The organism is Phenylobacterium sp., from assembly GCF_036264965.1.
GTDB lineage: Bacteria > Pseudomonadota > Alphaproteobacteria > Caulobacterales > Caulobacteraceae > Phenylobacterium.
This window is the reverse complement of the sequence record NZ_DATAPY010000022.1, coordinates 1-22526: the sequence shown is the minus strand read 5'-3', so window position 1 is coordinate 22526 and position 22526 is coordinate 1. Positions and strand designations below refer to the sequence as shown.

Annotated in this window: 26 protein-coding genes; 15 read left to right on the top strand and 11 right to left on the bottom strand. The window is 69.7% G+C overall.

The window, feature by feature from the left end; all coding sequences use genetic code 11:
- Window positions 1-25: 25 nt before the first annotated feature.
- From VHS75_RS02185 to VHS75_RS02170, 4 genes are read right to left on the bottom strand one after another with little or no spacing between them, the layout of a single operon-like run.
- The gene (locus VHS75_RS02185) at window positions 26-322 is read right to left on the bottom strand and encodes an SDR family oxidoreductase (RefSeq protein WP_329636962.1); all 297 of its coding nucleotides are present in this window, start codon (window positions 320-322) and stop codon (window positions 26-28) included.
- Entirely contained in the window at window positions 303-854 is a 552-nt protein-coding gene (locus tag VHS75_RS02180) for an SDR family oxidoreductase (protein WP_329636961.1), read from the bottom strand. The genes VHS75_RS02185 and VHS75_RS02180 overlap by 20 nt, the downstream gene beginning before the upstream one ends.
- Window positions 851-1747, bottom strand: coding sequence for a hypothetical protein (locus tag VHS75_RS02175; protein ID WP_329636960.1), 897 nt, complete (start codon window positions 1745-1747; stop codon window positions 851-853). Before VHS75_RS02175 ends, VHS75_RS02180 begins: the two co-directional genes overlap by 4 nt.
- Window positions 1748-1754: 7 nt before the next feature.
- Window positions 1755-2315 carry a carboxymuconolactone decarboxylase family protein gene (locus tag VHS75_RS02170; protein ID WP_329636959.1) on the bottom strand — a complete coding sequence of 187 codons (561 nt, stop codon included), beginning with the start codon at window positions 2313-2315 and terminating at the stop codon, window positions 1755-1757.
- A 64-nt stretch (window positions 2316-2379) separates the two neighbouring features.
- On the opposite strand from VHS75_RS02170, the gene nhaA reads away from it, so the two are divergent.
- Complete coding sequence (nhaA, locus tag VHS75_RS02165; protein WP_329636958.1) at window positions 2380-3597, top strand: Na+/H+ antiporter NhaA; 1218 nt, start codon at window positions 2380-2382, stop codon at window positions 3595-3597.
- On the opposite strand, the gene VHS75_RS02160 is transcribed toward nhaA, so the two are convergent.
- Both VHS75_RS02160 and VHS75_RS02155 read right to left on the bottom strand, forming a co-directional pair.
- On the bottom strand, window positions 3594-4526 hold the full coding sequence (locus VHS75_RS02160; protein WP_329636957.1) for an alpha/beta hydrolase: 933 nt from the start codon (window positions 4524-4526) through the stop codon (window positions 3594-3596). The genes nhaA and VHS75_RS02160 overlap by 4 nt on opposite strands.
- A gap of 168 nt (window positions 4527-4694) precedes the next feature.
- Window positions 4695-6131 (bottom strand): aldehyde dehydrogenase family protein, encoded by a 1437-nt coding sequence (locus VHS75_RS02155; RefSeq protein ID WP_329636956.1) that lies wholly within the window; start codon window positions 6129-6131, stop codon window positions 4695-4697.
- Window positions 6132-6453: 322 nt separating this feature from the next.
- On the opposite strand from VHS75_RS02155, the gene VHS75_RS02150 reads away from it, so the two are divergent.
- From VHS75_RS02150 to VHS75_RS02130, 5 genes are all read left to right on the top strand, one after another.
- Entirely contained in the window at window positions 6454-7191 is a 738-nt protein-coding gene (locus VHS75_RS02150; protein WP_329636955.1) for an SDR family oxidoreductase, read from the top strand.
- Window positions 7191-7574 (top strand): dihydroneopterin aldolase, encoded by a 384-nt coding sequence (gene folB, locus VHS75_RS02145; RefSeq protein WP_329636954.1) that lies wholly within the window; start codon window positions 7191-7193, stop codon window positions 7572-7574. The genes VHS75_RS02150 and folB overlap by 1 nt, the downstream gene beginning before the upstream one ends.
- Before the next feature lie 67 nt (window positions 7575-7641).
- Window positions 7642-8037 (top strand): hypothetical protein, encoded by a 396-nt coding sequence (locus VHS75_RS02140; protein ID WP_329636953.1) that lies wholly within the window; start codon window positions 7642-7644, stop codon window positions 8035-8037.
- Window positions 8038-8050: 13 nt separating this feature from the next.
- Window positions 8051-8746: an isoprenylcysteine carboxylmethyltransferase family protein gene (locus tag VHS75_RS02135; protein ID WP_329636952.1), complete on the top strand. Its 696-nt coding sequence runs from the start codon at window positions 8051-8053 to the stop codon at window positions 8744-8746.
- 70 nt (window positions 8747-8816) lie between these two features.
- On the top strand, window positions 8817-10433 hold the full coding sequence (locus tag VHS75_RS02130; protein WP_329636951.1) for a pyrroloquinoline quinone-dependent dehydrogenase: 1617 nt from the start codon (window positions 8817-8819) through the stop codon (window positions 10431-10433).
- A gap of 4 nt (window positions 10434-10437) precedes the next feature.
- Here the strand turns inward: VHS75_RS02130 and VHS75_RS02125 are convergent, their stop codons facing one another.
- Window positions 10438-11325 (bottom strand): branched-chain amino acid aminotransferase, encoded by an 888-nt coding sequence (locus tag VHS75_RS02125; protein WP_329636950.1) that lies wholly within the window; start codon window positions 11323-11325, stop codon window positions 10438-10440.
- A 92-nt stretch (window positions 11326-11417) separates the two neighbouring features.
- Between VHS75_RS02125 and VHS75_RS02120 the strand changes: the two genes are divergently transcribed.
- The 3 genes from VHS75_RS02120 to VHS75_RS02110 all read left to right on the top strand — a co-directional run bounded on the left by VHS75_RS02120 (window position 11418) and on the right by VHS75_RS02110 (window position 14222).
- The gene (locus VHS75_RS02120) at window positions 11418-12116 is read left to right on the top strand and encodes a response regulator transcription factor (RefSeq protein ID WP_329636949.1); all 699 of its coding nucleotides are present in this window, start codon (window positions 11418-11420) and stop codon (window positions 12114-12116) included.
- Complete coding sequence (locus tag VHS75_RS02115; RefSeq protein WP_329636948.1) at window positions 12116-13474, top strand: ATP-binding protein; 1359 nt, start codon at window positions 12116-12118, stop codon at window positions 13472-13474. The genes VHS75_RS02120 and VHS75_RS02115 overlap by 1 nt, the downstream gene beginning before the upstream one ends.
- Before the next feature lie 124 nt (window positions 13475-13598).
- Window positions 13599-14222 (top strand): class I SAM-dependent methyltransferase, encoded by a 624-nt coding sequence (locus tag VHS75_RS02110; protein ID WP_329636947.1) that lies wholly within the window; start codon window positions 13599-13601, stop codon window positions 14220-14222.
- Here VHS75_RS02110 and VHS75_RS02105 read toward each other — a convergent pair.
- From VHS75_RS02105 to VHS75_RS02090, 4 genes are all read right to left on the bottom strand, one after another.
- A complete protein-coding gene (locus VHS75_RS02105) occupies window positions 14219-14911 on the bottom strand; it encodes a hypothetical protein (protein WP_329636946.1) in 693 nt (230 codons plus the stop codon). The two genes, VHS75_RS02110 and VHS75_RS02105, sit on opposite strands and share 4 nt — an antisense overlap.
- A gap of 2 nt (window positions 14912-14913) precedes the next feature.
- Complete coding sequence (proC, locus tag VHS75_RS02100) at window positions 14914-15708, bottom strand: pyrroline-5-carboxylate reductase (protein ID WP_329637024.1); 795 nt, start codon at window positions 15706-15708, stop codon at window positions 14914-14916.
- A gap of 54 nt (window positions 15709-15762) precedes the next feature.
- Window positions 15763-16266, bottom strand: a complete 504-nt coding sequence (locus VHS75_RS02095) for a YbjN domain-containing protein (protein WP_329636945.1) — start codon at window positions 16264-16266, stop codon at window positions 15763-15765.
- 138 nt (window positions 16267-16404) lie between these two features.
- Entirely contained in the window at window positions 16405-16674 is a 270-nt protein-coding gene (locus tag VHS75_RS02090; RefSeq protein WP_329636944.1) for an accessory factor UbiK family protein, read from the bottom strand.
- Window positions 16675-16797: 123 nt separating this feature from the next.
- Between VHS75_RS02090 and lgt the strand changes: the two genes are divergently transcribed.
- The 6 genes from lgt to VHS75_RS02060 all read left to right on the top strand — a co-directional run bounded on the left by lgt (window position 16798) and on the right by VHS75_RS02060 (window position 22433).
- Window positions 16798-17673, top strand: a complete 876-nt coding sequence (gene lgt, locus VHS75_RS02085; protein WP_329637023.1) for a prolipoprotein diacylglyceryl transferase — start codon at window positions 16798-16800, stop codon at window positions 17671-17673.
- Window positions 17660-18718 carry a class I SAM-dependent methyltransferase gene (locus tag VHS75_RS02080; RefSeq protein WP_329636943.1) on the top strand — a complete coding sequence of 353 codons (1059 nt, stop codon included), beginning with the start codon at window positions 17660-17662 and terminating at the stop codon, window positions 18716-18718. Before lgt ends, VHS75_RS02080 begins: the two co-directional genes overlap by 14 nt.
- Window positions 18715-19485 carry a peptidoglycan editing factor PgeF gene (gene pgeF, locus VHS75_RS02075; protein ID WP_329636942.1) on the top strand — a complete coding sequence of 257 codons (771 nt, stop codon included), beginning with the start codon at window positions 18715-18717 and terminating at the stop codon, window positions 19483-19485. Before VHS75_RS02080 ends, pgeF begins: the two co-directional genes overlap by 4 nt.
- A gap of 59 nt (window positions 19486-19544) precedes the next feature.
- On the top strand, window positions 19545-20480 hold the full coding sequence (locus tag VHS75_RS02070) for a ribose-phosphate pyrophosphokinase (protein WP_329636941.1): 936 nt from the start codon (window positions 19545-19547) through the stop codon (window positions 20478-20480).
- Between the two features lie 116 nt (window positions 20481-20596).
- Window positions 20597-21685 (top strand): hypothetical protein, encoded by a 1089-nt coding sequence (locus VHS75_RS02065; RefSeq protein ID WP_329636940.1) that lies wholly within the window; start codon window positions 20597-20599, stop codon window positions 21683-21685.
- A 133-nt stretch (window positions 21686-21818) separates the two neighbouring features.
- The gene (locus VHS75_RS02060) at window positions 21819-22433 is read left to right on the top strand and encodes a 50S ribosomal protein L25/general stress protein Ctc (protein WP_329636939.1); all 615 of its coding nucleotides are present in this window, start codon (window positions 21819-21821) and stop codon (window positions 22431-22433) included.
- Window positions 22434-22526: the final 93 nt, after the last annotated feature.

Below are 22526 nucleotides of genomic sequence, written 5' to 3'. Positions count from 1 at the left end.
CCCCGGGCGTCAACCTGGCGGTGTGTCAGCCGATCCGGACACCCATGCCGCCGTCGACCGGTAGGATGGCGCCGGAGATGAATTTGGCCTCGTCGGAGGCCAGGAACAGGGCCGCGTAGGCGGTATCCCAACCGTCGCCCATCTTGCCGCCCAGGGGCACCCGGGCGTCGCGCTCGGCGCGCACCTCGGCGGTCGGGCGGCCGGTGGCGCTGGCGATGCCGCTGACCGCCATGGGCGTGTCCATGTAGCCCATCATGATCGCGTTGCAGCGCACGCCGTAGCGGGCGTTCGACTGAGCGACGCTAGTGGTCAGGCGATTCACGCCTGACGCTAGTGGTCAGGCGATTCACGCCCGCCTTGGAGACCTCGTAGGCGAACTGGATGCCGCCGGCCCGCGCCGCCAGGGACGAGATGTTGACGATGGCGCCGCCGCCCTGCTCGCGCATGGCCGGCAGGACGGCCTTGATGGTCAGCCACATGCCCTTGAGGTTGACCGTCATGATCCGGTCGAAGGCGGCCTCCTCCAGGCGGTGCGCCGGCGCGTCGCCGCCGCCAATGCCGACGTTGTTGATCAGGATGTCGAGCCGGCCGTGGCGGTCCTTGGCCGTCTCGACGATCCTCGCGCAGTCCGCGCCCTTGACGATGTCGGCCGCGAGGAAGGACGCCGCAAAGCCTTCCTCGGCGATCAGCGCGGCGGTCTCCTCGGCGCGCTCCTCGATGCGGTCGACGCAAAGCACGCTGGCGCCTTCGCGGGCGAACAGGATCGCCATCGCCCGGCCATTGCCCACGGTCTCGCCCGGCGTCTGGCCGGCGCCCACGACCACCGCGATCTTGCCTTCAAGCCTGCCTGTCATGTCCGGACCTGTTCGCTGGGATGCAACCGGCTGATGCACCAGTCCTGCCGATGTAGCCAGCAGCTGGGCGCCGCTTCGTGACGGTCGAGGCGGACCGATGCGATCACCGAATAGTCCGGCGCCTCCATGGCCTCGCGCAGACGCTGCTCGCCCTCGTCGGAGCGCAGGCTGTGGCTGGTGGTGATGTAGGGCGTCGACACGAAGGCCGCGGAGAACCGGTCGTTCGAGTGGGGCCGGATTTTCAACGTCACGCCGAGGCCGATGGTCCGGAATTCCGGGCTGGTGAAGGTCAGCGAGACCACCAGGGCGCCGCTCGGCGCCAGGCCGTGCAGCCACGCCGGCGGCAGGTCGGATATCCCTGCGTGGACCAGCATCAGGTCGGCGCTCTCGATCTTCAGTTGAGAGCCGTCTCCGACGAAGAGGTCGACCTGCTCCATCGCGGCGAGGTTCCGTGCGGCCTGGGCGCCGATGGGGCGGTGGACCTCCGCCGCCGAGACCCGGCCGTCCTCGCCCACCAGATGCGCCAGGATCGCGGTGTAGTAGCCGAGCCCCGCGCCGATCTGCACCACAGACCCGCCCACCGGAGGCGTGGCGTCCCGCAGCCACGACGCAATGACACTCGGTAGGCCGTTGTTGATGAAACTGCCCGGCTCCAGCTCGATCGAGACGTCGCGGTAAAGCTCGTCCGGACGGTCGCTCACCGTCGTCTCATAGTCGAAATAAGGCGGAGCCTGGGTCGCCCGATAGACCTTCCATGGCCCCGGCGGTGAGAAGGCCTCCCGCGGGACCGATGCGAAGGCGTCCTGCACCCTCGGGTCGACGACCCCGGCTGTAGCACACACCTCGCGAGCATACCTCGCGCGGACCTCCTCACCGGACTGCGGGCGAGGCATGGCGGCCCTAGCCCTTCAGGTCAGGGTCGAGGGTCTGGCCTTCGTCGAGCTGCACCCCGAAGGTGTTCAGCATCATCGAGACCTGAGTGTACTGGCCGCAAGTGAAGACCACGTCCATCCGCTGCTTGTCGCTGAAATGCTGGCCCAGCTCGGCCCAGGTCGCGTCGGTGATGAACTGGTCGGCGTGCAGTTCGTCCGTGGCCTTGATCAGCACCGCGTCGGCGGGGGCCCAACCGGCGCCCGCGCCGCCCTTGATCCGCTCGATCTCATCCTCCGTCAGGCCTTCGCGCAGCCCGATGCGGTGGTGCTGGGTCCACTCATAGCCGGATTTGCAGAGGAAGCCGGTGCGCAGGATCACGATCTCCCGCTCGCGCGGCGGCAGGTCGTTGCGGCGCGACAGCACGTAGCCGCCCCAGGCGTTGAACCGGGTTAGCGCCTTCGGCGCACGCACCAGGGTGCGGAAGATGTTCAGCACCGGCCCGGGGCGGAAATCCTTCAGCGCCTCGTCCTGTTCGGGGCTCATCTCGGCGTCGCTGAGCGGTGCAAACCGGGGCTTGGTCAGTCGCATGGAAGTCCCTCCATCGCCGGCCTGAGGCGGCGCCTCCGGATACCTTAGCGGCGGGCGCACGGCCATGCTAACCCAAGCCATGGCCAAGCGGATCACGCTCGATTTCCTGAAAACCGAAAGCGCCTCGGGCCTGATCCTGGCCACCGCGGCGCTCGCCGCCATCGCGCTCGCCAACTCGCCCTGGGCGCACGTCTATTTCGGCTTCATCGGCGAGCCCTTCACCGTCCAGCTGGGCGCCTTCACCGAGACGCTGTCGATCATCGACTGGGTGAAGGAAGGCCTGATGGCGGTCTTCTTCTTCGTGGTCGGCCTGGAGATCAAATACGAGATCGTCCGCGGCGAGCTGGCCAATCCGCGAAGGCTCGCCCTGCCGATCATCGCCGCGCTTGGCGGCATGGCCGGGCCGGCGCTGATCTACCTCGCCATCAACATGGGCCACCCGCCGCTTCTTGAGGGCGCCGCGCCGCAGGGGTGGCCGGTGCCGGTGGCCACCGACATCGCCTTCGCCATCGCCGCCCTGGCGGTGGCCGGCCCCAAGCTGCCGCCCAACCTGCGGGTCTTCCTGCTGACCCTGGCCATCGTCGACGACCTGGGCGCGGTGGGCCTGATCGGGCTGCTGTTCACCGACCACTTCCGCATCCTGGAGCTGGCCGGCGCCCTGGTGGCGCTGACCGGCATGGGGCTGCTCGGCCGCTGGCGCCGCGCGCCTTACCTGCTCTACGCCCTGGGCTTCGTGGTGGTCTGGGGCTTCACTCTGAAGTCGGGCGTCTCGACCTCGCTCGCCGGGGTCGCCGCGGCGGCGACCATACCGCTGGAGGCCCGCAAACTCGGTCGGCCCGGCGTGCTGGAGGACTTCATGGAGGGCCTCCACCCCTACGTCGCCTTCCTGATCCTGCCGCTCTTCGCCTTCTGCGCGGCGGGCTTCAGCGTGCGCGGCCTCGGCGTCTCAGATCTCTTCGGGCCCGTGGCGCTGGGCGTCGCCGCAGGCCTCTTCTTCGGCAAGCAGATCGGGGTGTTCGGGGCTGCGGTGCTGGTGATCGTGCTGAAGCTGGCGCGCCGGCCGACCGGCGCGAAATGGATCGAACTCTACGGCCTGTCGCTGCTCTGCGGGATCGGCTTCACCATGAGCCTGTTCATCGGCCAGCTCGCCTTCCCCTCCACCGATGTCGCTGCCGCGGCGCAGGTGCGGATCGGCGTGGTCGTGGGCTCCCTGCTCTCCACCGTCGCCGGCATGGCCATCCTCGCCTGGGCCCAGAAGCGGCGGGCCGGGGAAGAAGACTAGCTCAGCGCACGTTTCAACGCCGCCGCGGTTTCCGCCGCCGCCTTGGCCACGGCCGGCGAAACGTCATGCATGATGTAGAAGTCATGGACCAGCGCCGGGTAGTGGGTGAGCGTCGCCGCGACGCCGGCCGCCCGCAGGGCCTCGGCGTAGTCGCGGCCCTCGTCCTGTAGCGGATCGAAGCCGGCGGTGACCACCAGGGCCGGCGGCGCGCCCTTAAAGTCCCGCGAGCCCAGCATGGCGCGCTGGGCGTGCGGGTGGCCGACCGCGGCCAGCAGCTTCTCGAACCAGGCCAGTGCTTCGCGTGTCAGCACCGGCCCGTCCAGGTCCTTGCGCGACTGGGTCTCCTCGTCCGGCCAGATGCCCGGATAGAGCAGGAGCTGGAAGGCGATCTTGCGGCGCGTGTCATCCTTCAGGTCCAGCGCCACCGAGGCCGCCAGGTTGCCGCCGGCGCTGTCGCCGCCGACCGCGATGCGGCGCGGGTCGACGCCCAGGTCCGAGGCGTTGTCGAAAGCCCACTTCGTCGCGGCCAGGGCGTCGTCGTGGCTGGCCGGGAACGGATGCTCCGGCGCCAGCCGATAGTCGATCGCCAGCACCCGGCAGGCGCCGTCCTTGGCCAGCCGGCGGCAATGGCCGTCGTGGGTCTCCAGGTCGCCGATCACGAAGCCGCCGCCGTGGAAATAAACCAGCAGCCCCGACGGATCGCCGAGCCCCGCGGGCCGATAGAGCCGCGCCGGGATCGTGTCCGCCACCGTCAGGTCGCGGGTCTCCACATCCTTCGGCGCATTCTGGTCCTGCGCCTGGCGCTGCAAGCGGTAGCCCGCCCGCACCATCTCCGGCGGCAGGGCGTCCAGCGGCGGCAGCGGCTGGGCCTTGGCGGCCTCAGCCTGGGCGTCGAGCAGGGCGGCGAATTCGGCGTCGAGGGCAGACATCAAGACCTCCTATCCCTCCACTTTAGGGGAGGGTGGACGAGGCGAAGCCTCGGACGGGTGGGGATCTCAGGGCCAGGACTCCGAAGTCAGAGCTTGAACGCGATTCCCCCACCCTGGCCGCTGGCGCGGCCTGTCCCTCCCCTAAAGAGGAGGGATGGGACGCCGGATTTACTCCGCGGCCTGCTTCGGCGTGTAGCCGAGGATGGCCTTGGTTTCGAGGAACTCGTGGAAGGCGAAGTCGCCCCACTCGCGCCCGTTGCCGCTCATCTTGAAGCCGCCGAAGGGCGCGGTCATGTCCGAGGCGCCGTTGATCGACACCTGGCCGGCGCGCAGCTGGCGGGCGATGGAGCGGGCCTGCTCGATATCGGCGCCGTTCACATAGCCGGCCAGGCCGTACTCGGTGTCGTTGCCGATCTCGATGGCCTGGTCGACGCTCTCGTAGCCGAGGATCGACAGCACCGGGCCGAAGATCTCCTCCTGGGCGATGGTCATGTCGTTGGTGACGTTGGCGAACACCGTCGGCTTCACGAACCAGCCCTTCTCGAGGCCCTCCGGACGGTCGGGACCGCCGGTGACCAGGGTGGCGCCTTCCGCGATGCCCTTCTTGATCAGGCCCTGGATCTTGTCCCACTGCACCTTGGAGACCACCGGGCCCATGGTGGCGTTGCCGTTCGGGTCGCCGACGGTGATCTGCTCGGCGGCTTCCTTGGCCGCGGCGATCGCCTCGCCCATGCGCTGGGACGGGACCAGCATGCGGGTCGGCGCGTTACAGGACTGGCCGGTGTTGGTCATCATGTGGCCGACGCCGCGCGCCACCGACTTGGTCAGCACGTCGTCGTCGAGCACGATGTTCGGGCTCTTGCCGCCCAGCTCCTGGTGGACGCGCTTGACGGTCGGGGCCGCCGCCTTGGCGACCTCAATGCCGGCGCGGGTGGAGCCGGTGAATGAGACCATGTCCACGTCCGGGTGGCTGGAGAGCGCCGCGCCGACGGTCGGGCCATCGCCATGCACCAGGTTGAACACGCCCTTGGGCACGCCCGCCGCATGCATGATCTCGGCGAAGATCTGGCCGGAGAAGGGAGCCACTTCCGAGGGCTTCAGCACCATGGTGCAGCCTGTGGCGATGGCCGGAGCCACCTTGCAGGCGATCTGGTTCAGCGGCCAGTTCCAGGGGGTGATGAAGCTGCAGACGCCGATGGGCTCCTTGACGATCATCGTCTGGCCGCGGTCTTCCTCGAATTTGAAGTCCTTCAGGATGCCGGCGGCGGTGGCCAGGTGGCCCATGCCGGCTGGGACCTGCGCGCGCTGCGCCAGCGAGGCAGGCGCGCCCATCTCCTCGGTCACCGCCGTGGCCAGGTCGCCGAAGCGCTTCTGGTATTCGGCCAGGATGCGGCCCAGCACTTCCAGGCGCTCTTCGCGGCTGGTCTGCGACCAGGACGCGAACGCCTTGCGGGCGGCCTTCACGGCCTTGTCCACGTCAGCCGCTGAACCCAGGGCGATCTTGCCGACGATCTGCTCGGTGGCCGGGTTCTCGACATCCAGCGTCTTCATCTCGACCGGATCGACCCATTCGCCGTCGATATAGAATTTGAGGTATTCGCGCATTGACGTCCTCCCGGGATCGTTCGGTTTTGGCGGATCACCGGATGACAGGGGCCCGTCCGGCTTCACCAGCCATTTTAGTGATCGACGGTAAGTGGGGAAGCCAGATTCCCTAAAAAAGGGGCGGCGCGCCCTCAGCGTCGGCGGATCGACGGCGCGTCGCCGCTGGACAAGCGCTTGCGGCCACGGCGCCGCGCCGATAAAGCCCGGACAACCGAGTTTGGAGAGCCCCATGGGTGTCTACGTCATCGTCGCCTTCATCGCCGTGATCGCGATCCTCAACCGCGTCGAATTCGGCCGGTTCGACTGAGCCTCCTGACCACCCATGGGTGAGCGAGGCGCCGCCCTGATCACCGGCGGCGCGCGGCGCATTGGCCGCGCCCTGGTCTGCGCCGCCGCCGACGCCGGCTACGACGTCGCCATCCACGTCCGGGCGGTGGACGACGAGGCCGAGGCCGCCGCGGCCGAAGTCCGCGCCAAGGGCCGCAAGGCCGCCATCCTCCCCTGCGACCTGCGCAAGGAATCCACCACCGTCGCCCTGGTGGGCGAGGCCGAGACCGAGCTGGGCGCCGTCACCCTGCTGGTCAATTGCGCCAGCGTCTTCGAGGAAGACGCTTTCACCGACATGAACCGCGCGTCCTGGGACGCCCACATGGAGACCAACCTGCGCGCGCCCCTGGTGCTGGCGCAGGTCTTCGCCCGGCGCCTGCCGCCAGAGCGACACGGGCTGATCGTCAACATCCTCGACCAGCGGGTGCTGGCGCCGGGGCCGGACTTCTTCTCCTATTCGCTCTCCAAGACCGCGCTCTGGGACGCCACCCGGATGCTGGCCCAGGCTCTGGCGCCGAGGATCCGCGTCAACGGAATCGGCCCCGGTCCGACGCTGGCCTCGGTCCATCAGGACCAGGCCGCCTTCGACGCCGAGGTCGCCGCAACCCTGCTGGGCCATGCCGTAGCGCCCACCGAGATCGCCCAGGCCCTGCGCTACCTGATCGACGCGCCGGCGGTCACCGGCCAGATGATCGCCGTCGACGCCGGCCAGCACCTTTCGGGACGCGGCTGATGGCGCCCGCGATCCCCGCCGCCATCCGAACGGCCATGACCCGGGTCTTCGTCACCGGCCTGAAGGTCCAGGCCGAGATCGGCGTCTATAAGCACGAGATCGGCCGCGTGCAGCCCCTGGTCGTCGACGTGGAGCTGGACGTCCCCACCGCCGGCGCCGACCGGCTCTCCGACACCTTGAACTACGAGACCATCCTGGCCGCCGCCCGCGCCATCGCCGGCGGCGGGCATATCGAGCTGGTGGAGACCTTCGCCGAGCGCCTGGCCCACGCCTGCCTGGCCGACCGGCGGGTGACCAAGGCCCGCGTGCGGGTCGAAAAGCCCCTGGCGCTGGCGCCTGACGCGGTGGCGGCGGGCGTCGAAATCACGCTCGTGCGCGACTGAATCTTACGAAAGCTTATCTGGCGCTCGCGCCCGATTGCGGCATGATCCGAGGCGAAAGGGAGGTCTCATGACCGAAACCCATGACTTCAGCGCCCGAGAGGACCGCACCCTGCCGGCGGTCGTCTACGCGCTCTACATTGTCGGCCTGACCCATGGCCTGACGATCATCATCGGCCTGATCATGGCCTATGCCTGCCGGAACACCGCCGGCCCCATCATGTACAGCCACTACACCTTCCAGATTCGCACCTTCTGGCTGTCGATCGGCCTCTTCCTGGTGGGCGCCGCCATCGCCTTCTGGGGCGGGATTTTCTCATTGATCCTGGTCGGACTGCCGTTCCTCTGGCTCGGCCTGACCATCTGCGGCCTGACCTGGGCCTGGTTCCTGGTCCGATCGATCCTGGGCGTCATCGCGCTCGCCCGCGAGGAGCCCTATCCGCGGCCTTACGCCTGGATGTTCTGAAGGGGTCGAGCCGATGGCCGCTAGGCCGCGCCTGATCGGGCTGCTGCTGGTCGAGATGGTGCTGCTGATGGCGGTGCTCGGCGGGCTGCTGTTCGGCGCCGCGGGGACGCTTCTCTGGCCCAGCGCCTGGGCCTATCTGGCGCTGTTCTTCGCCCTCGGCATGGGCGTCAGCCTCTGGCTCGCCCGGGTCGATCCCGGGCTGCTCGAAGAGCGGCTCAAGCCCGTCTACCAGCGCGACCAGAAGGCCTGGGACAAGGTGTTCCTGACCTGCGTCATCGTCCTCTACGTGGGCTGGACGGTGTTGATGGGCATCGATGCGCGGCGGATGGCCTGGTCGCACGTCCCGGTCTGGCTCCAGACGCTGGGCGCCGCCCTGCTGGTTGTCAGCTTCCTGGGCGTCGCCTGGGTGTTCGCCACGAACAGCTTCGCGGCGCCGGTGATCAAGATCCAGGCCGACCGCGGCCAGACGGTGATCGACACCGGCCCCTACGCCATCGTGCGCCACCCGATGTACGCCTTCGGCCTGCTGCAGTTCGTCGGCGCCCCGCTGGTGCTGGGCTCGTGGTGGGGCCTGATCCTGGTCCCGCCGGCCATCCTCGGCCTGACCTACCGCACCCTGGGCGAGGAGAAGATGCTCCGCGAGGAACTGGCCGGCTATGACGACTACGCCCGGCGCGTCCGCTGGCGCTACGCGCCGGGCGTCTGGTGAAGTCCTAGGAACCAAGCTGCGCCACGGGCGTTTCGCGGCAAGCTAGCTTAGCGAAATCGGGAGCCCGACCATGGATCGCTTGACGGCAACCCTGATCGGGGCGGCCCTGTTGGCCGGCGCCACCGCCCAGGCTCAGCCGCGCCAGACCAACGACTGGCCCTCCTACAATCGCACCCTGCAAGGCGACCGCTTCGCGCCACAGACCGCGGTTACGCCCGCCAGCGCCGCCCGGCTCAAGCCGATCTGCAGCTACGATCTCGGCCGCCAGACGAGCTTCCAGACCGGCCCCCTGGAGATCGGCGGGGTGATCTATGTGACCACCGACTTCGACACGATCGCCCTGGACGCCGCCACCTGCGCCGTGAAGTGGAAGACCACCGAGGCCTACAAGGCCGCGAGCCCCCTGAACGTGAACCGGGGCGCGGCGATCGGCGGCGCGCGCCTGTTCCGCGGCACGCAGGATGGGCGTCTGCTGGCCTACGACCTGGCCACCGGCAAGCGGCTCTGGGCCCAGACCCTGGCCGATCCGGCCTTGGGCGAGACGATCCCGGCGGCCCCGATCGCCTGGAACGGCATGGTCTTCGTGGGCAACGCCGGCGGCGACAACAAGGGCGTCAAGGGCCGCATCTACGCCCTCGACGCGGCGACAGGTAAGATCCTCTGGGAGCAATACCTCGTCCCCCGCCAGACGGGCGACAAGGCCCGCGGCCCCGCCGCGCCGCCGCCGGCCATGCCGCCCGGCGGCTGGGGCAATGCGCCCGGCGTGCCGATCACCGGCGGTGGGACCTGGACGAGCTACGCCCTCGATCCGGCGGCAGGCGTCCTCTATGCGCCCGGCGGAAATCCGGCCCCGGACTTCGCGGCCCAGCTGCGGCCCGGGACCAATCCCTACGCCGGTTCCCTGGTGGCGCTGGACGCCCGGACCGGGGCGCTGAAGACCGCCTTCCCCATCGTCGAGCGCGACTTCCACGACTGGGACGTCTCGGCCGCGCCGGCGATCGTCACCACCCGCGGCGGCGTCCGGTTGGCCGCCGAAGCGATCAAGAACGGCCACGTCTACGGCCTCGATACCGCCAGCGGAAAGCAGCTCTGGAGCACGCCGACGACAACTATCCTCAACGCCACGGCGCCGCTGACCGCGACCGGCACGCGCTTCTGTCCCGGCACCCAGGGCGGCTCGGAATGGAACGGCGCGGCCTATTCGCCGGCCACCAACCTGCTCTACGTCGGGGCGGTCGACTGGTGCGACACGGTCAAGCTCGCCCCGCCGGCCCAGGTCAACGCGGTCCAGCCCGGCGAGCCCTGGTCCGGCTCGGCCGACGCCAAGAACGTCTTCGGCAAGCTCGATCCGCCCGGCCATTGGTCCGGCTGGGTCAATGCGGTGGACGCCGATAGCGGCAAGGTCGTCTGGAAGCGCAAGCTGCCTGCCCCGGTGCTGGGCGGCGTCACCCCGACGGCCGGCGGCGTGGTCTTCGCCGGCGACATGGCCGGCGACCTCTACGCCCTCGACGCCAGGACCGGCGCCACCCTCTGGACCGCCAAGCTGGATGGCGCGGTCGGCGGGGGGATTATCAGCTATTCGACGGCGAGCGGTGAGCAGCGGGTGGCCATCGCCACGGGCATGACCTCGCCGATCTGGCCGACCGCCAAGGTCAACGCCCGCCTGGTGGTCTACGGCCTCAAATGAGGCCTCAGACGCTTACCAGCTCGCGGCGGACCATCTTGGAATAGTCGTCCGCCAGGCTGAGCGAGATGTTGCCGGGCGTGAACCGGTACTCGCCGATCTCCGACACCGGCGTTACCTCGGCCGCGCTGCCGGTGACGAAGCATTCGGAGAACTCCGACAGCTCCTCGGGCCGGATGTGGCGCTCGATGACCTCGAAGCCCCGCGACCGCGCCAGCTTGATCAGCGACTGGCGGGTGATGCCGTTCAGGAAGCAGTCCGGGATCGGCGTGTGGATCACCCCGTCCTTGATGAAGAACACGTTCGAGCCGGTGCTCTCCGCAACATAGCCGCGGTAGTCGAGCATCATGGCGTCGGTGTAGCCGTCCTTCTCCGCGGCGTGCTTGGAGATGGTGCAGATCATGTAGAGGCCGGCGGCCTTGGCGTGCACCGGTTCGGTCTCCGGCGAGGGGCGCTTGTACTTGGCCCAGCACATGCGGATGCCTTTGGCCTTGGCTTCAGGCGTGAAGTAGCTCGGCCAGTCCCAGCAGGCGATGGCTACATGGATCTTGGTGTTCTGCGCCGAGACCCCGATCATCTCCGATCCGCGCCAGGCGATCGGGCGCAGATAGGCGTCTGCCAGGCCGTTCTTGGCGCAGGTGTCCTTGCAGGCCTGATCGATCTGGGCCACCGTGAACGGGATCTGGAAGTCGAGGATCTCGGCGGACTTGAAGAGACGCTCGGTGTGCGCCGTCAGCTCGAAGATCTCACCCCCGTACATCCGCTCCCCCTCGAACACGGCCGAGGCGTAATGCAGACCATGCGTCAGTACGTGCACCGTCGCCTCGCGCCAGGGCACGAACTGGCCGTCCAGCCAGATCCATCCATCGCGGTCGTCGAAGGGAACGAGAGACATGAGAGGGTGACCTCCTTTCGCAAGACCCCTCTAGAACCCTCCGTGGGCGACCTCGTCAAACAAAATGGGCTGGGCTCGACAGGAGCTTGGCTATGAGTGCGCCGGCGCGCGCGCGGCATCTGCTGGTGGTCGACGATGACGACCGTATCCGCGAACTGCTGAAGGAATATCTGGCGCGGGCAGGCTTCCGGGTCACCGCCGCGGCCGGCGGCGCGCCGGCCCGCAAGCTGATCGGGACGCTGGATTTCGACCTGGCGGTGTTCGACGTGATGATGCCCGGCGAGGACGGCTTCTCGCTGACCCGGTGGCTGCGCGAGCAGCGGGGCCCGGCCGGCAAGACCCCGGTGTTGATGCTCACCGCCATGGGCGAGGCGGGCAGCCGCATCGAGGGCCTGAAGCTCGGCGCGGACGACTACCTGGCCAAGCCCTTCGAGCCGGAGGAGCTGTTGCTGCGCATCGAGGCGATCCTGCGCCGCGCGTCGGACCGGCCGGCCCAGGGCGGACCCCTGTCGCTCGGCCGCTGCGTCTTCGACCCCGACCGCGGCGAGCTCACCTGCGACGGCGAGCCGGTCAAGCTGACCGAGGCGGAAGTGGCCCTGTTGCGCCAGCTCGCCCGCACGCCTGACGAGCCCGTGGAGCGGCTGGAGCTGGCCCGCGACACGGTCGACCCCTCCGGCCGGGCGGTGGATGTGCAGGTGACCCGGCTTCGGCGTAAGATCGAGGCCGACCCCAAGGCGCCCCGCTATCTGCAGACGGTGCGCGGCATAGGCTACCGACTGGCTCCCGACTGATGGCCCGTTCGCCCCGTGTGATCGGCCGCTGGATCAAGCGGCAGATGCCGAAGACGCTTTTCGGCCGCTCCCTGCTGATCATCGTCCTGCCAGTGGCGATCATGCAGATCGCGGTGACCTACGTCTTCTTCGACGCCCACTGGCAGACCGTCACCAGCCGCCTCTCCGAAGGCCTGGCCGGCGACATCGCCTGGGCGGTGGAAAGCTATCGCGACGACCCCAGCCCGGCGGCGTTCGCCAAGCTCTCCAAGCGGGCGGAGGACTCCATGAGCCTTTCCATCGCCCTGCAGCCCGGCCGCAAGCTGCCGCCCTACAAGCACGACGCGCCGGTGATCTATCAGCCGTTCCTGGCGCCCATCGACCAGTCGCTGCAGCGCGCGCTGTCCGAGCGCCTCGACCAGCCGTTCTGGTTCGACACCACCCGCTACCCGGCCTACGTCGACATCCGCGTCTCGGTGCCCGGCGGGGTGATGCGCATCCTGGCGCCGCGCGACCGCGCCTTCGCCACCCAGGGCCACATCTTCGTCCTCTGGATGACCGTGGCGACGATCCTGCTCACCACCATCGCCATCCTGTTCATCCGCAACCAGGTGCGCGCCATCGAGCGGCTGGCCAACGCCGCCGAGGCCTTCGGACGCGGCGCCGACGTGGAGGCCTTCAAGCCGCACGGGGCCAAGGAGGTGCGCCGCGCGGCCTACGCCTTCCTCGACATGCGCGCCCGCATCCAGCGCCACATCGACCAGCGCACCACCCTGCTGGCCTCGGTCAGCCACGACCTTCGCACCCCGCTCACCCGGCTGAAGCTGGCCCTGGCGCTCGCCGAACCCTCCAAGCGCAACACCGCCATGAAGGGCGACCTGGCCGAGATGGAGCACATGATCGACGAGTACCTGGCCTTCGCCCGCGGCGAGGGCGGCGAGGCCGCCGAGACCATCAACCTGCGCGACCTGCTGCAGCAGGTCAGCGAAGGGGCGCTGCGCGCCGGCGCCCAGGTGATCGTCGCCGCCGATCCGCTGCTCACCGCCTCGGTGCGGCCCAATGCGCTGAAGCGGGCGCTCTCCAACCTGATCATGAACGCCGCCGTCCACGGCGAGCACGTCGAGGTCGCCGCCAAGGTGCGCGAGCAGGGCGGCGTCGAGATCGTCGTCGACGACGACGGCCCGGGCATCCCCGAGGCCCAGTATGAGGAAGCCTTCAAGGCCTTCGGCCGCCTCGACGAGGCCCGCAACCTCAACACCAAGGGCGTGGGCCTCGGCCTCGCCATCGCCCGCGACGTCGCCCGCGGCCACGGCGGCGACATCGTCCTGTCCCGCTCGCCGCTGGGCGGGTTGAGGGCGGTCGTGCGCCTGCCGGGCTAGGGCTGTTCCCGTACAGGATCGAGACACGACGCCGGGCCCGCGCCGCCGAACGTGACGGCGAATTCATGTTCCGGCCCGCATCCGTTTCGCGCCCCCGTAGCGACTAACAGGCATGAGCGACACGATGAGCATCCTCATGCATCAGGCGATGAAGCCGCATGGCGCCCGCGGCGTGGTGATGGGCTGGCTGATGGGCAGCCTCAATGCGCTGCAGAACCGGGCCACGGTAGACGCGCTGGACCCGCCGCCGGGCGGCGCGGTGCTGGAGATCGGTTTCGGCCCGGGCCAGGCGCTGCAGATGCTGGCGCTCAGCCGCCCGCTCGGCCTGGTGGCCGGGATCGACCACTCCGAGCTGATGGTGGCCCGCGCGCGTCATCGCCTGCGCGCCAACCGCGGTGACGCTGCGCTGGACCTGCGGATCGGCGACGCCGGCGACCTGCCCTTCCCGGACGACAAGTTCGACGCGGCCTTCGCGGTCAACTCCTTCCACCTGTGGCCCGACCAGGAACGCGCGCTCGCCGAGATGACCGGCGTGCTGAAGCCCGGCGGCGACCTGATGCTGTCGATCCGCGACTTCCGCGTGGCCGGCCGCTTCGAGCCGCCTGGCAGGGGCGCCGAGACAGCCAAGGTGGCTGCGGAGATGCTCAAGGACCTTGGCCTGCAGGTGCGCTTGCGCGAGGTCGTCCACTCCCCGCGCCGCGCCACCCTGCTGGTCCGCGGCCGCAAGTGCGGGCGGGCCGACGACTAGAGCGTCTTCACTTCGGCATGGGCGCAGATGGCGTCCAGTGGGCAGGCCAGGCAGATCGGGACGCCGCGCTTGCACCAGGTCTTGCCGAGCTCGCGCAGCAGGTGGTGGGCGTCGACCAGCCAGTCGCGGTCGGTTCGCCCGGTCGCTTCCAGCACCTCGATCCCGGCGCGATAGTCGGGACCGTAGGCCCCGCCCTCCTGGAAGAACCCGAGCCGCGCCAACGACCGCAGGCCGTTGGATTCCAGGCACGGCCGGGCGGCGACGCCGGAGAACAGCAGCACCTTGTCCGCCCCGGCGTCGGCGATGACTGGGAAGGTCTTGAGCAGGGTCCGCGCCTTGGCGAGCGGCAGGGCGCGCAGGGTCGCGTCGAGGTCGCCGTCGCATCGCTCGATCACGATCCGCGCGATAGTGCGCCAGCGCTCCACGCGGGTCTCCGGCCGCATCCCGCCGCGCTTGGCCATCGGGAACAGGGTGGCGTCATCGGCTGCGGCGATGGCGTGAGCGTCCACGCCCACCGTCGCCTCGAATGCGTCGAACAGAGTGCGGCGGCGCGCGTCGTCGACCAGGTAGCCGATGTTCTCCCACAGGATCATGGCCAGCGGTTCGATCGGGACCGGCGCGGGCGTGAGGTGGCGGCCCAGCGTCTCCACCACCGCGATCAAGTCGCCGGCGGGACGTGGCGTGTGCATGGCTAGGCGCCCAGTTCCCTGGACCGGCGTAGGGCCGCCGCCACCGCCTCGCGCATCAACGGCGGCAGGCCGTGCTCGCCCAGCAGCACATTCATCGCCGCCTCGGTGGTGCCGTTCGGCGAGGTCACCTGGCGGCGCAGCTCCGCCGGCTGCTCGCCGGTCTGGGCCAGCAGGGCGGCTGCGCCGGTGACGGTCGAACGCGCCAGGCGGCTGGCGTCCGCCGCCGACAGGCCCGCGGCCATGCCGGCCGCCTCCAGCGACTCGATGAAGGCGTAGAGATAGGCCGGGGCCGAGCCGGAGACGGCGGTGGCCGCGTGGATCTGCGCCTCGTCGGTCAGGTCGACCACCGTGCCCAGCGGCTCGAACAGGGCGTGCGCGCGGCTGAGCGCCGCCGGGTCGTCGGCGTAGAGGCTGGCGGTCCCCTGGCAAATGGCCGCGGCGGTGGTCGGCATGACGCGCGCCACGGTCCGACCACCGAATTCCTTGGCGATGGCCTGCGAACCCACGCCCGCGGCGATGGAGATGATCACCGCGTCGGGCGACAACCAGCTGGCGTACTGGCCGGCGGCCTCCAGCCACTTTTGGGGCTTCACGGCCAGGATCACCGTGCGCGCCGCGGCGAGGTCGGAGTCCGGCGGATTGAGCCTGGCGCCCGCACGGGCGGCCGCCAAAGCCACGTCCGACGGCTGCGGATCGACGATCATCAGGTCGGAGCCTGCGAAGGCCCCGGCCCTCGCCCAGCCCTCAACGATGGCGCCGCCCATGCGCCCGGCGCCCAGCATCAGGATTGGCGTGATCATCCGCCGACCCTAGCGGCCGGCGCGCTCAACGCCAACGCCGGGGTCGCGCCGTCAGGCTTCGCCGATGGTCTCGAACATGCAGGCCGCGATGGCTTCGGCCGGCGACTTCGAGCCCTGCACCAGGAAGTCGAACGCCGGGTAGAAGCGGTCGGCGCCTTCTACGGCAACGTCGATCATCGCCGCGGCCTGGGCCAGGCTCGGCTGTTCGCCGGTCATCAGGGCCATGCCATGACGGAAGATGACTTCGCCGTCCTCCCACAGCTCGAAGTGGCCCAGCCACACCCGGGGATTCACCTGGGCGATCAGCTCCTGGGCGGCGGCGCGGTGTTCGGTCGGCACCGTCAGGTCCATGGAGCAGCAGAGCTGCAGGCAATCGCCCTCCGGTCGCCAGGCGAACCAGAGTTCGTAGTCCTTCCAGTCGCCGGCCAGGGAGAAGGCCAGGTCGCCATCTTCCGTGCGGTCGAAGGGCAGGTTCTCCGCGGCGAGCACATGCTCGACCACATCGAGGGGATCGGCGCCGAGCTGGACGCTGTCGTCAGACGGGCTGGTGTCCATAAGACCCCTTTCGCAGCGGGCGGGGAGCAGACGGCCGCCCCCGAATCGCCTGCGATACGGAAGCTAATCTGCTTCGCGGCTTGAGCGTCATCCGGTTCTTCGCGGAGGAAGCCCACATTGTTGTGTGCGGTTGCGTTTTCAGGCGACTGCGTCCGGTTTCGGCGTCTTCGTCGCGGCCTTGGGCGCGGGCTTCGCCGCCCGTAGCGCCTCGACCTCGGCCCGTAGCGACGCCACCTCGGCCTTCAGGGCGTCGAAGTCGTCGCGACGGATCAGGTCGAATTCGGCGGCCATCCGGTCGGCCTGGGCGCGGAACGCGGCCTTGGCCTCCTCGCTGGCCGCCTGGGCCAGGCCCATGGCCGCGGTAGAGAGCTTGGCCATTTCGTCGAGGAAGGGATTTTGTGTCTGCATCTCATACTCTGGTCGGGCGGAAACGGACCGCCCGGATGGCCCTTATATGGGCCCAAAGGGGTGAAAGCGAAGAGGTTCTCCTCTAAAGCGACAGTCAACCCTAACGCCGGAGCGATGGTCCTGCTGCATTTCCCCAACATCGACCCGGTTCTGGTCCAGATCGGCCCCTTCGCGATCCGCTGGTACGCCCTGGCCTATGTGGCGACCATTCTGCTGGGCTGGCGCTACGTGGTCGCCATGGTGCGCAATCCGAAGCTGTGGACCTATCGTCCGCCGCCGGCGACGGCGCTGGAGATCGACGACCTGATCCTGTGGCTGACCCTGGGCGTGATCGTCGGCGGCCGGCTGGGCCACGTGCTCTTCTATACCCCGGCGCTGATCTGGACGAACCCGGTCGAGATCCTGAAAACCTGGCACGGCGGCATGAGCTTCCACGGGGGAGCCATCGGCGTTTTTGTCGCAGGCCTGGCCTTCGCCCGCGCCAAGAAGATCGACGCGCTTCGCCTCGGCGACATCATCGTCGCGGCCGAGCCGATCGGCGGCTTCCTGGTGCGCGTCGCCAACTTCATCAACGGCGAGCTCTGGGGCCGGCCCACCACCGCGCCCTGGGGCATGGTGTTCCCCGATGGCGGACCGCTGCCGCGCCACCCGAGCCAGCTCTATGAGGCGGCGCTGGAGGGGATCGCGCTCTTCTGCCTGCTGCGCTGGGCGACGCATCGCCGCCACTGGCTGAACCGCCGGGGCGTGGTCATGGGCCTGTTCCTCACCGGCTACGGCCTGATCCGCATCGGCCTGGAGAACGTCCGCGAGCCGGACAGCTACATGCCAAACTTCCCCCTCGGCCTGACCATGGGGATGATGCTCTCGGCGCCCATGGTGCTGATCGGCGCCTGGCTGGTCTGGCGCGGCCTGAAGGAGCCCCTGCCGCCGCTCATCGCCGCCGAAGAGGCCCACCTCGCATCCCCAGGGTCGACGAAGGGCGCTGATGCCCCTGCGTGATCGGCTGGTCGCGCAGATCGCCGCGGGCGGCCCCCTCAGCGTCGCCCAGTATATGAGCGCCTGCCTGCACGACCCGGACTTCGGCTATTACGCCACGCGCCCCGCCATCGGCGAGGCCGGCGATTTCATCACCGCGCCCGTGGTCAGCCAGATGTTCGGCGAGCTGATCGGCGTCTGGGCGGCGGCGTCCTGGGAGCTGATGGGCCAGCCGGACGAGGTGCGGCTGGTGGAGATGGGCCCCGGCGACGGGACGCTGATGAGCGACATCCTGAAGACCATCCGCCACGCGCCCGGCCTGACCGAAGCCGCCGACGTCTGGCTGGTGGAGACCTCCGCGCCGCTCCGCGCGCTGCAGGCCGAGCGCCTGGGCGAGCGCGTGCAGTGGGCCGCCAGCCTCGCCGAGGTCCCGGATGGGGCGCCGCTGATCCTGGTCGCCAATGAGCTGCTGGACTGCCTGCCGGCCCGCCAGTTCGTGCGCACGACCATCGGCTGGGCCGAGCAGGTGGTGGGCCTCGACGCCGACGGCGAGCTGATGTTCGGTCTGGCCTCAACGCCGGCCCCCGGTCTCCTGCCCGACGCCGCGCCCGGCCAGGTCTTCGAGCAGTCGCCGGCCCAGGCCGCGCTCGGCGCCGAGCTCGGCGCGCGGATCGCCGCCGACGGCGGGGCCGCCTTGCTCATCGACTACGGCCGCGACGCGCCCGGCTTCGGCGACACCCTGCAGGCGCTCAGGCGCCACCATAAGGTCGACCCCCTGGAGCGGCCCGGCGAGGCGGACCTCACCGTCCACGCCGATTTCCCCGCCGTGATGGCCGCCGCGAGGGCGGAGGGCGCCGAGGCCGCGATCCTCACCCAGGGCGAGTTCCTGGCCCGCATGGGCATCGGCTCGCGCGCCGAGGTCCTGGTCGCCGCCGCGCCGAACCGCACAGACGTCATCGGCCGCCAGCTCACCCGGCTGATCGCCGCCGACGAGATGGGCGAGCTCTTCAAGGTCTGCGCGATCCATTCCGACGACTGGACCCCGCCCGCGTTCGAGACCGAAGCATGAGCGACCTGCCCGTTCTGACCTCTCGCCTGCTGGAAGCCCCCGGCGTGCGCCACGCCTTCTTCACGCGGCGCGGCGGCGTCAGCCAGGGGATCTACGCCAGCCTGAACGTCGGCCTGGGCTCCAACGACGACCCCGACGCCGTGCGCGAAAACCGCCGCCGCTGCGCCGCCCATTTCGGCGCCGGCGACATCGTCACCGTCCACCAGGTCCACTCGGCGACCGCGCTGCCCGCCGACGGCCTCTGGCCCGGCGACGCGCCCCAGGCCGACGGCCTGGCCAGCGCCACGCCCGGCGTGGTCCTGGGCGCGCTGGCCGCCGACTGCGCGCCTGTGCTGTTCGCCGATCCGCTCGTCCGCGTCGTCGGCGCCTGCCACGCCGGCTGGAAGGGCGCGCTGACCGGCGTGGTCGAGGCCACGGTGGCCCGGATGGAGGCCCTCGGCGCCGACCGCGACCGCCTGCGCGCCGCCGTCGGGCCCTGCATCGGGCCCCAGTCCTATGAGGTCGGCCTGGAATACCTCGACCGCTTCGTCGCGGCCGATCCCGCCTACGCCCGGTTCTTCAGCCCCGGCGCCGCGCCCGATAAGCGGCTATTTGACCTGCCGGCCTTTGTCCTCGGCCGGCTCGCCGCCGCAGGCGTGAAGGCCTGCGAATGGGTCGGCCACGACACCTGTGCGCAGGCGGACGAGTTCTTCTCCAACCGCCGCGCCTTCAAGACCGGCGAGCCCGATTACGGCCGGCTTCTCTCAGCGATCATGCTGGAGGGATAGACTCACAGCCCTCCCCTGCTACAAGCCCGCCGCATAAGCACAACCTCCGTGGGGCCCCGATGAAGCTGCTGGCCGGCAACTCCAATCGCACGCTGGCGGAGGCCGTGGCGTCCCACCTCGACCTGCCGCTCACCAAGGCCCAGGTGAAGCGCTTCGCTGACAACGAGGTCTGGGTGACCATCGATGAGAACGTCCGCGGCGAGGACGTCTTCGTGATCCAGTCCACCAGCTACCCGGCCAACGACAATCTGATGGAGCTGTTGATCTGCATCGACGCGCTGAAACGCGCCTCGGCCAAGCGGATCACCGCGGTCATGCCCTACTTCGGCTACGCCCGGCAGGACCGCAAGACCGGCGGCCGCACCCCGATCTCGGCCAAGCTGGTCGCCAATCTGATCACCCGCGCCGGCGCAGACCGGGTGCTGACCATGGACCTGCACTCCGGCCAGATCCAAGGCTTCTTCGACATCCCCACAGACAACCTGTTGTCCGCCCCGATCCTGGCCGCTGACATCAAGGACAACCACAAGAAGGCCTCCGAGCTGATGATCGTCTCGCCCGACGTGGGCGGGGTGACCCGCGCGCTGGCGGTCGCCACGCGCCTCAACGCCGAGCTGGCCATCGTCGACAAGCGCCGCTCGGGCCCCGGCAAGAGCGAGGTGGCCAACATCATCGGCGACGTCTCCGGCCGCCGCTGCATCCTGTTCGACGACATCATCGACGGCGGCGGCACGCTGACCAACGCCGCCCAGGCCCTGGTGGACAACGGCGCCTCCGAGGTCTCGGCCTACGTGACCCACGGGGTGATGTCGGGCGCCGCGGTCGAGCGGGTGAACGCCTCGATTCTCAAGGAGCTGGTGATGACCGACTCCATCGCCCCGCCGGACCGCGCCACCGAGGGCGGCAAGATCCGCTATGTGAGCTGCGACAAGCTGATCGGCGAGGCGATCCGCCGCATCGCCAACGAGGAGTCAGTGTCGAAACTGTTCGACTGAACACACGGGTTCGCTGCGGCGACGCTTGCTCATCGGGCGTTTACTGTGCGAGTCCACAATCCTGTCGGGGGACGAATCTGAGCGTGACGCCACGCGACTGTGGGGAAAGCCTTTCGATGACCTCCGCAAATCCTGCCCGCCGCGCCCCAGCATCCCGCATCCATGGGCGCCTCGCCCCAGCGGCGCTCGCCCTGGCCCTGGCCCTGATCCTGGCCGCCTGCTCCTCCGCCCCGCCGCCGGCCCCGCCGCCCGCGCCGGCGCCGGTCGCCGCTGTGGTCCCGCAGGTGAACCTGTCGCCGCGGGTCGTCGAACTCGCCAGCGCCTATCGCGCCTATGTCACCCATGCCGCGGCCATTTCCCCGGGGTTCGCCACCGGCGCGGACGTGGCCCAGGGCCTGAAGACCGGCGAAGCCTATGAGCCCGACCAGTTGCTGCGCGGCGCCATCGCCTATGGCGCGGTGGTGGCCCTGCAGGACCCGACCTATGTGGCCGGGGTGCGAAAATACGCCGGCGACCCCGATCAGCGCCGCACCGTCGCCTATGAGATCATGAAGGACCCGGCCTATGCCGTGGGCTTCGCCGGCTCCGCCAACGCGGCGGGCCTGGTGATGAGCGCCTTGGGCGAGGACGGGCGCAAGCTGATCGACCTGGGCCGCGACGTGCACAAGGCGGCCTATGACGTACAGCACCAGGCCTGGTCGAAGGCCGACGTGCCGGCCCGCGAGAGCCGGCTGGCGCTGGCCAAGCAGCTCTCCGAGACCCAGGCCCTGGGCGATGTCTCCGAGACGGCGCGCCTGCAGACCGCAGTGTCCGGTTCCGGCCAGATGGGCCTGACGCCGATGGCCGCCGAGCCGCCCTATACGCCGGAGGTGATCCACGCCCTGGCCGTCGCCGCCCTGGCCGCCCTGGGCTATGCCGACGATGCGAGCCTGGCGCAGGTGATGCCGATCCTGGCCGAGCCGGCCGGCGGCGTCTGCCTGAACATGGCCAAACTCAACCTCTACCAGTGCCTGGCGGTGGCCCGGCCGCACTACGAGGACGTCTTCTGCCTGGGCCAGCACATCCTGGAGGACACCGGCCACTGCCTGATGAAAGGCGCCGGCGTCGCTGAGCCGATCGATCCGCGCGTCCAGGCGCTGGCCGACGCCGCGCTGACCAAGGCCTCGACGCCCGCCACGTCCCGCTCGAAGATCAAGAAGCGCTGACGTACAATTAAGCCCCGCGCCCGTTGCGCGGGCGGAGGCTTTTGTGTATCTACGCGCACCTTTCGGCCCTGATGGGTCGCATCCTGCGTCGCCGCGCACCCTTCGCGCGGCGGTTTCGTTTTGAGGCAAGGCCATGGCCGATATCGTTCTGAACGTTGAAGTCCGCGAGCGCACCGGCACCGGTGGCGCGCGCGTCGCCCGCCGCGAAGGCCTGGTTCCCGGCGTCCTCTATGGCGGCGACAAGGACCCGGTCGCGATCTCGGTCAAGATGAACGAGTTCAAGAAGGCGCTCTACACGGGCAAGCTCCTGGGCCACCTAGTGACCCTGAAGTACGGCTCCGAGACCCAGCCGGTGATCGCCAAGGCCGTGGACATGCACCCGGTCACCGACACGCCCTGGCACTTCGACCTCTATCGCGTCGACGCCCACCAGCAGATCAAGATCGAAGTGCCGCTGCACTTCCAGAACCACGAAGCCTCGCCGGGCCTGAAGCGCGGCGGCACGCTGAACGTGGCGCTGCACGAGGTCGAGCTGATGGTGCCGGCCGACCAGATCCCCGAGGCGCTGGTGATCGACCTGACCGGCCTCGACATCGGCGACAGCGTGCGCAGCGGCGCCCTGACCCTGCCCAAGGGCGCCAAGCTGTCGGCCCACGACCGCGACGCGGTGGTGGCCTCGGTCGCCACCTCCTCGGCCATGCAGTCGGGCGAAGCGGCCGAAGAGGAAACCCCCGACGCCGCGAGCTGAGGCCCGCCTTCTCCAAACGTCCGTGGTCCCGCTCACGCGCCGGACGGCTCCTCATCCCTTCTCCCCTTGCGGGAGAAGGAGGGGCCCGCGTCG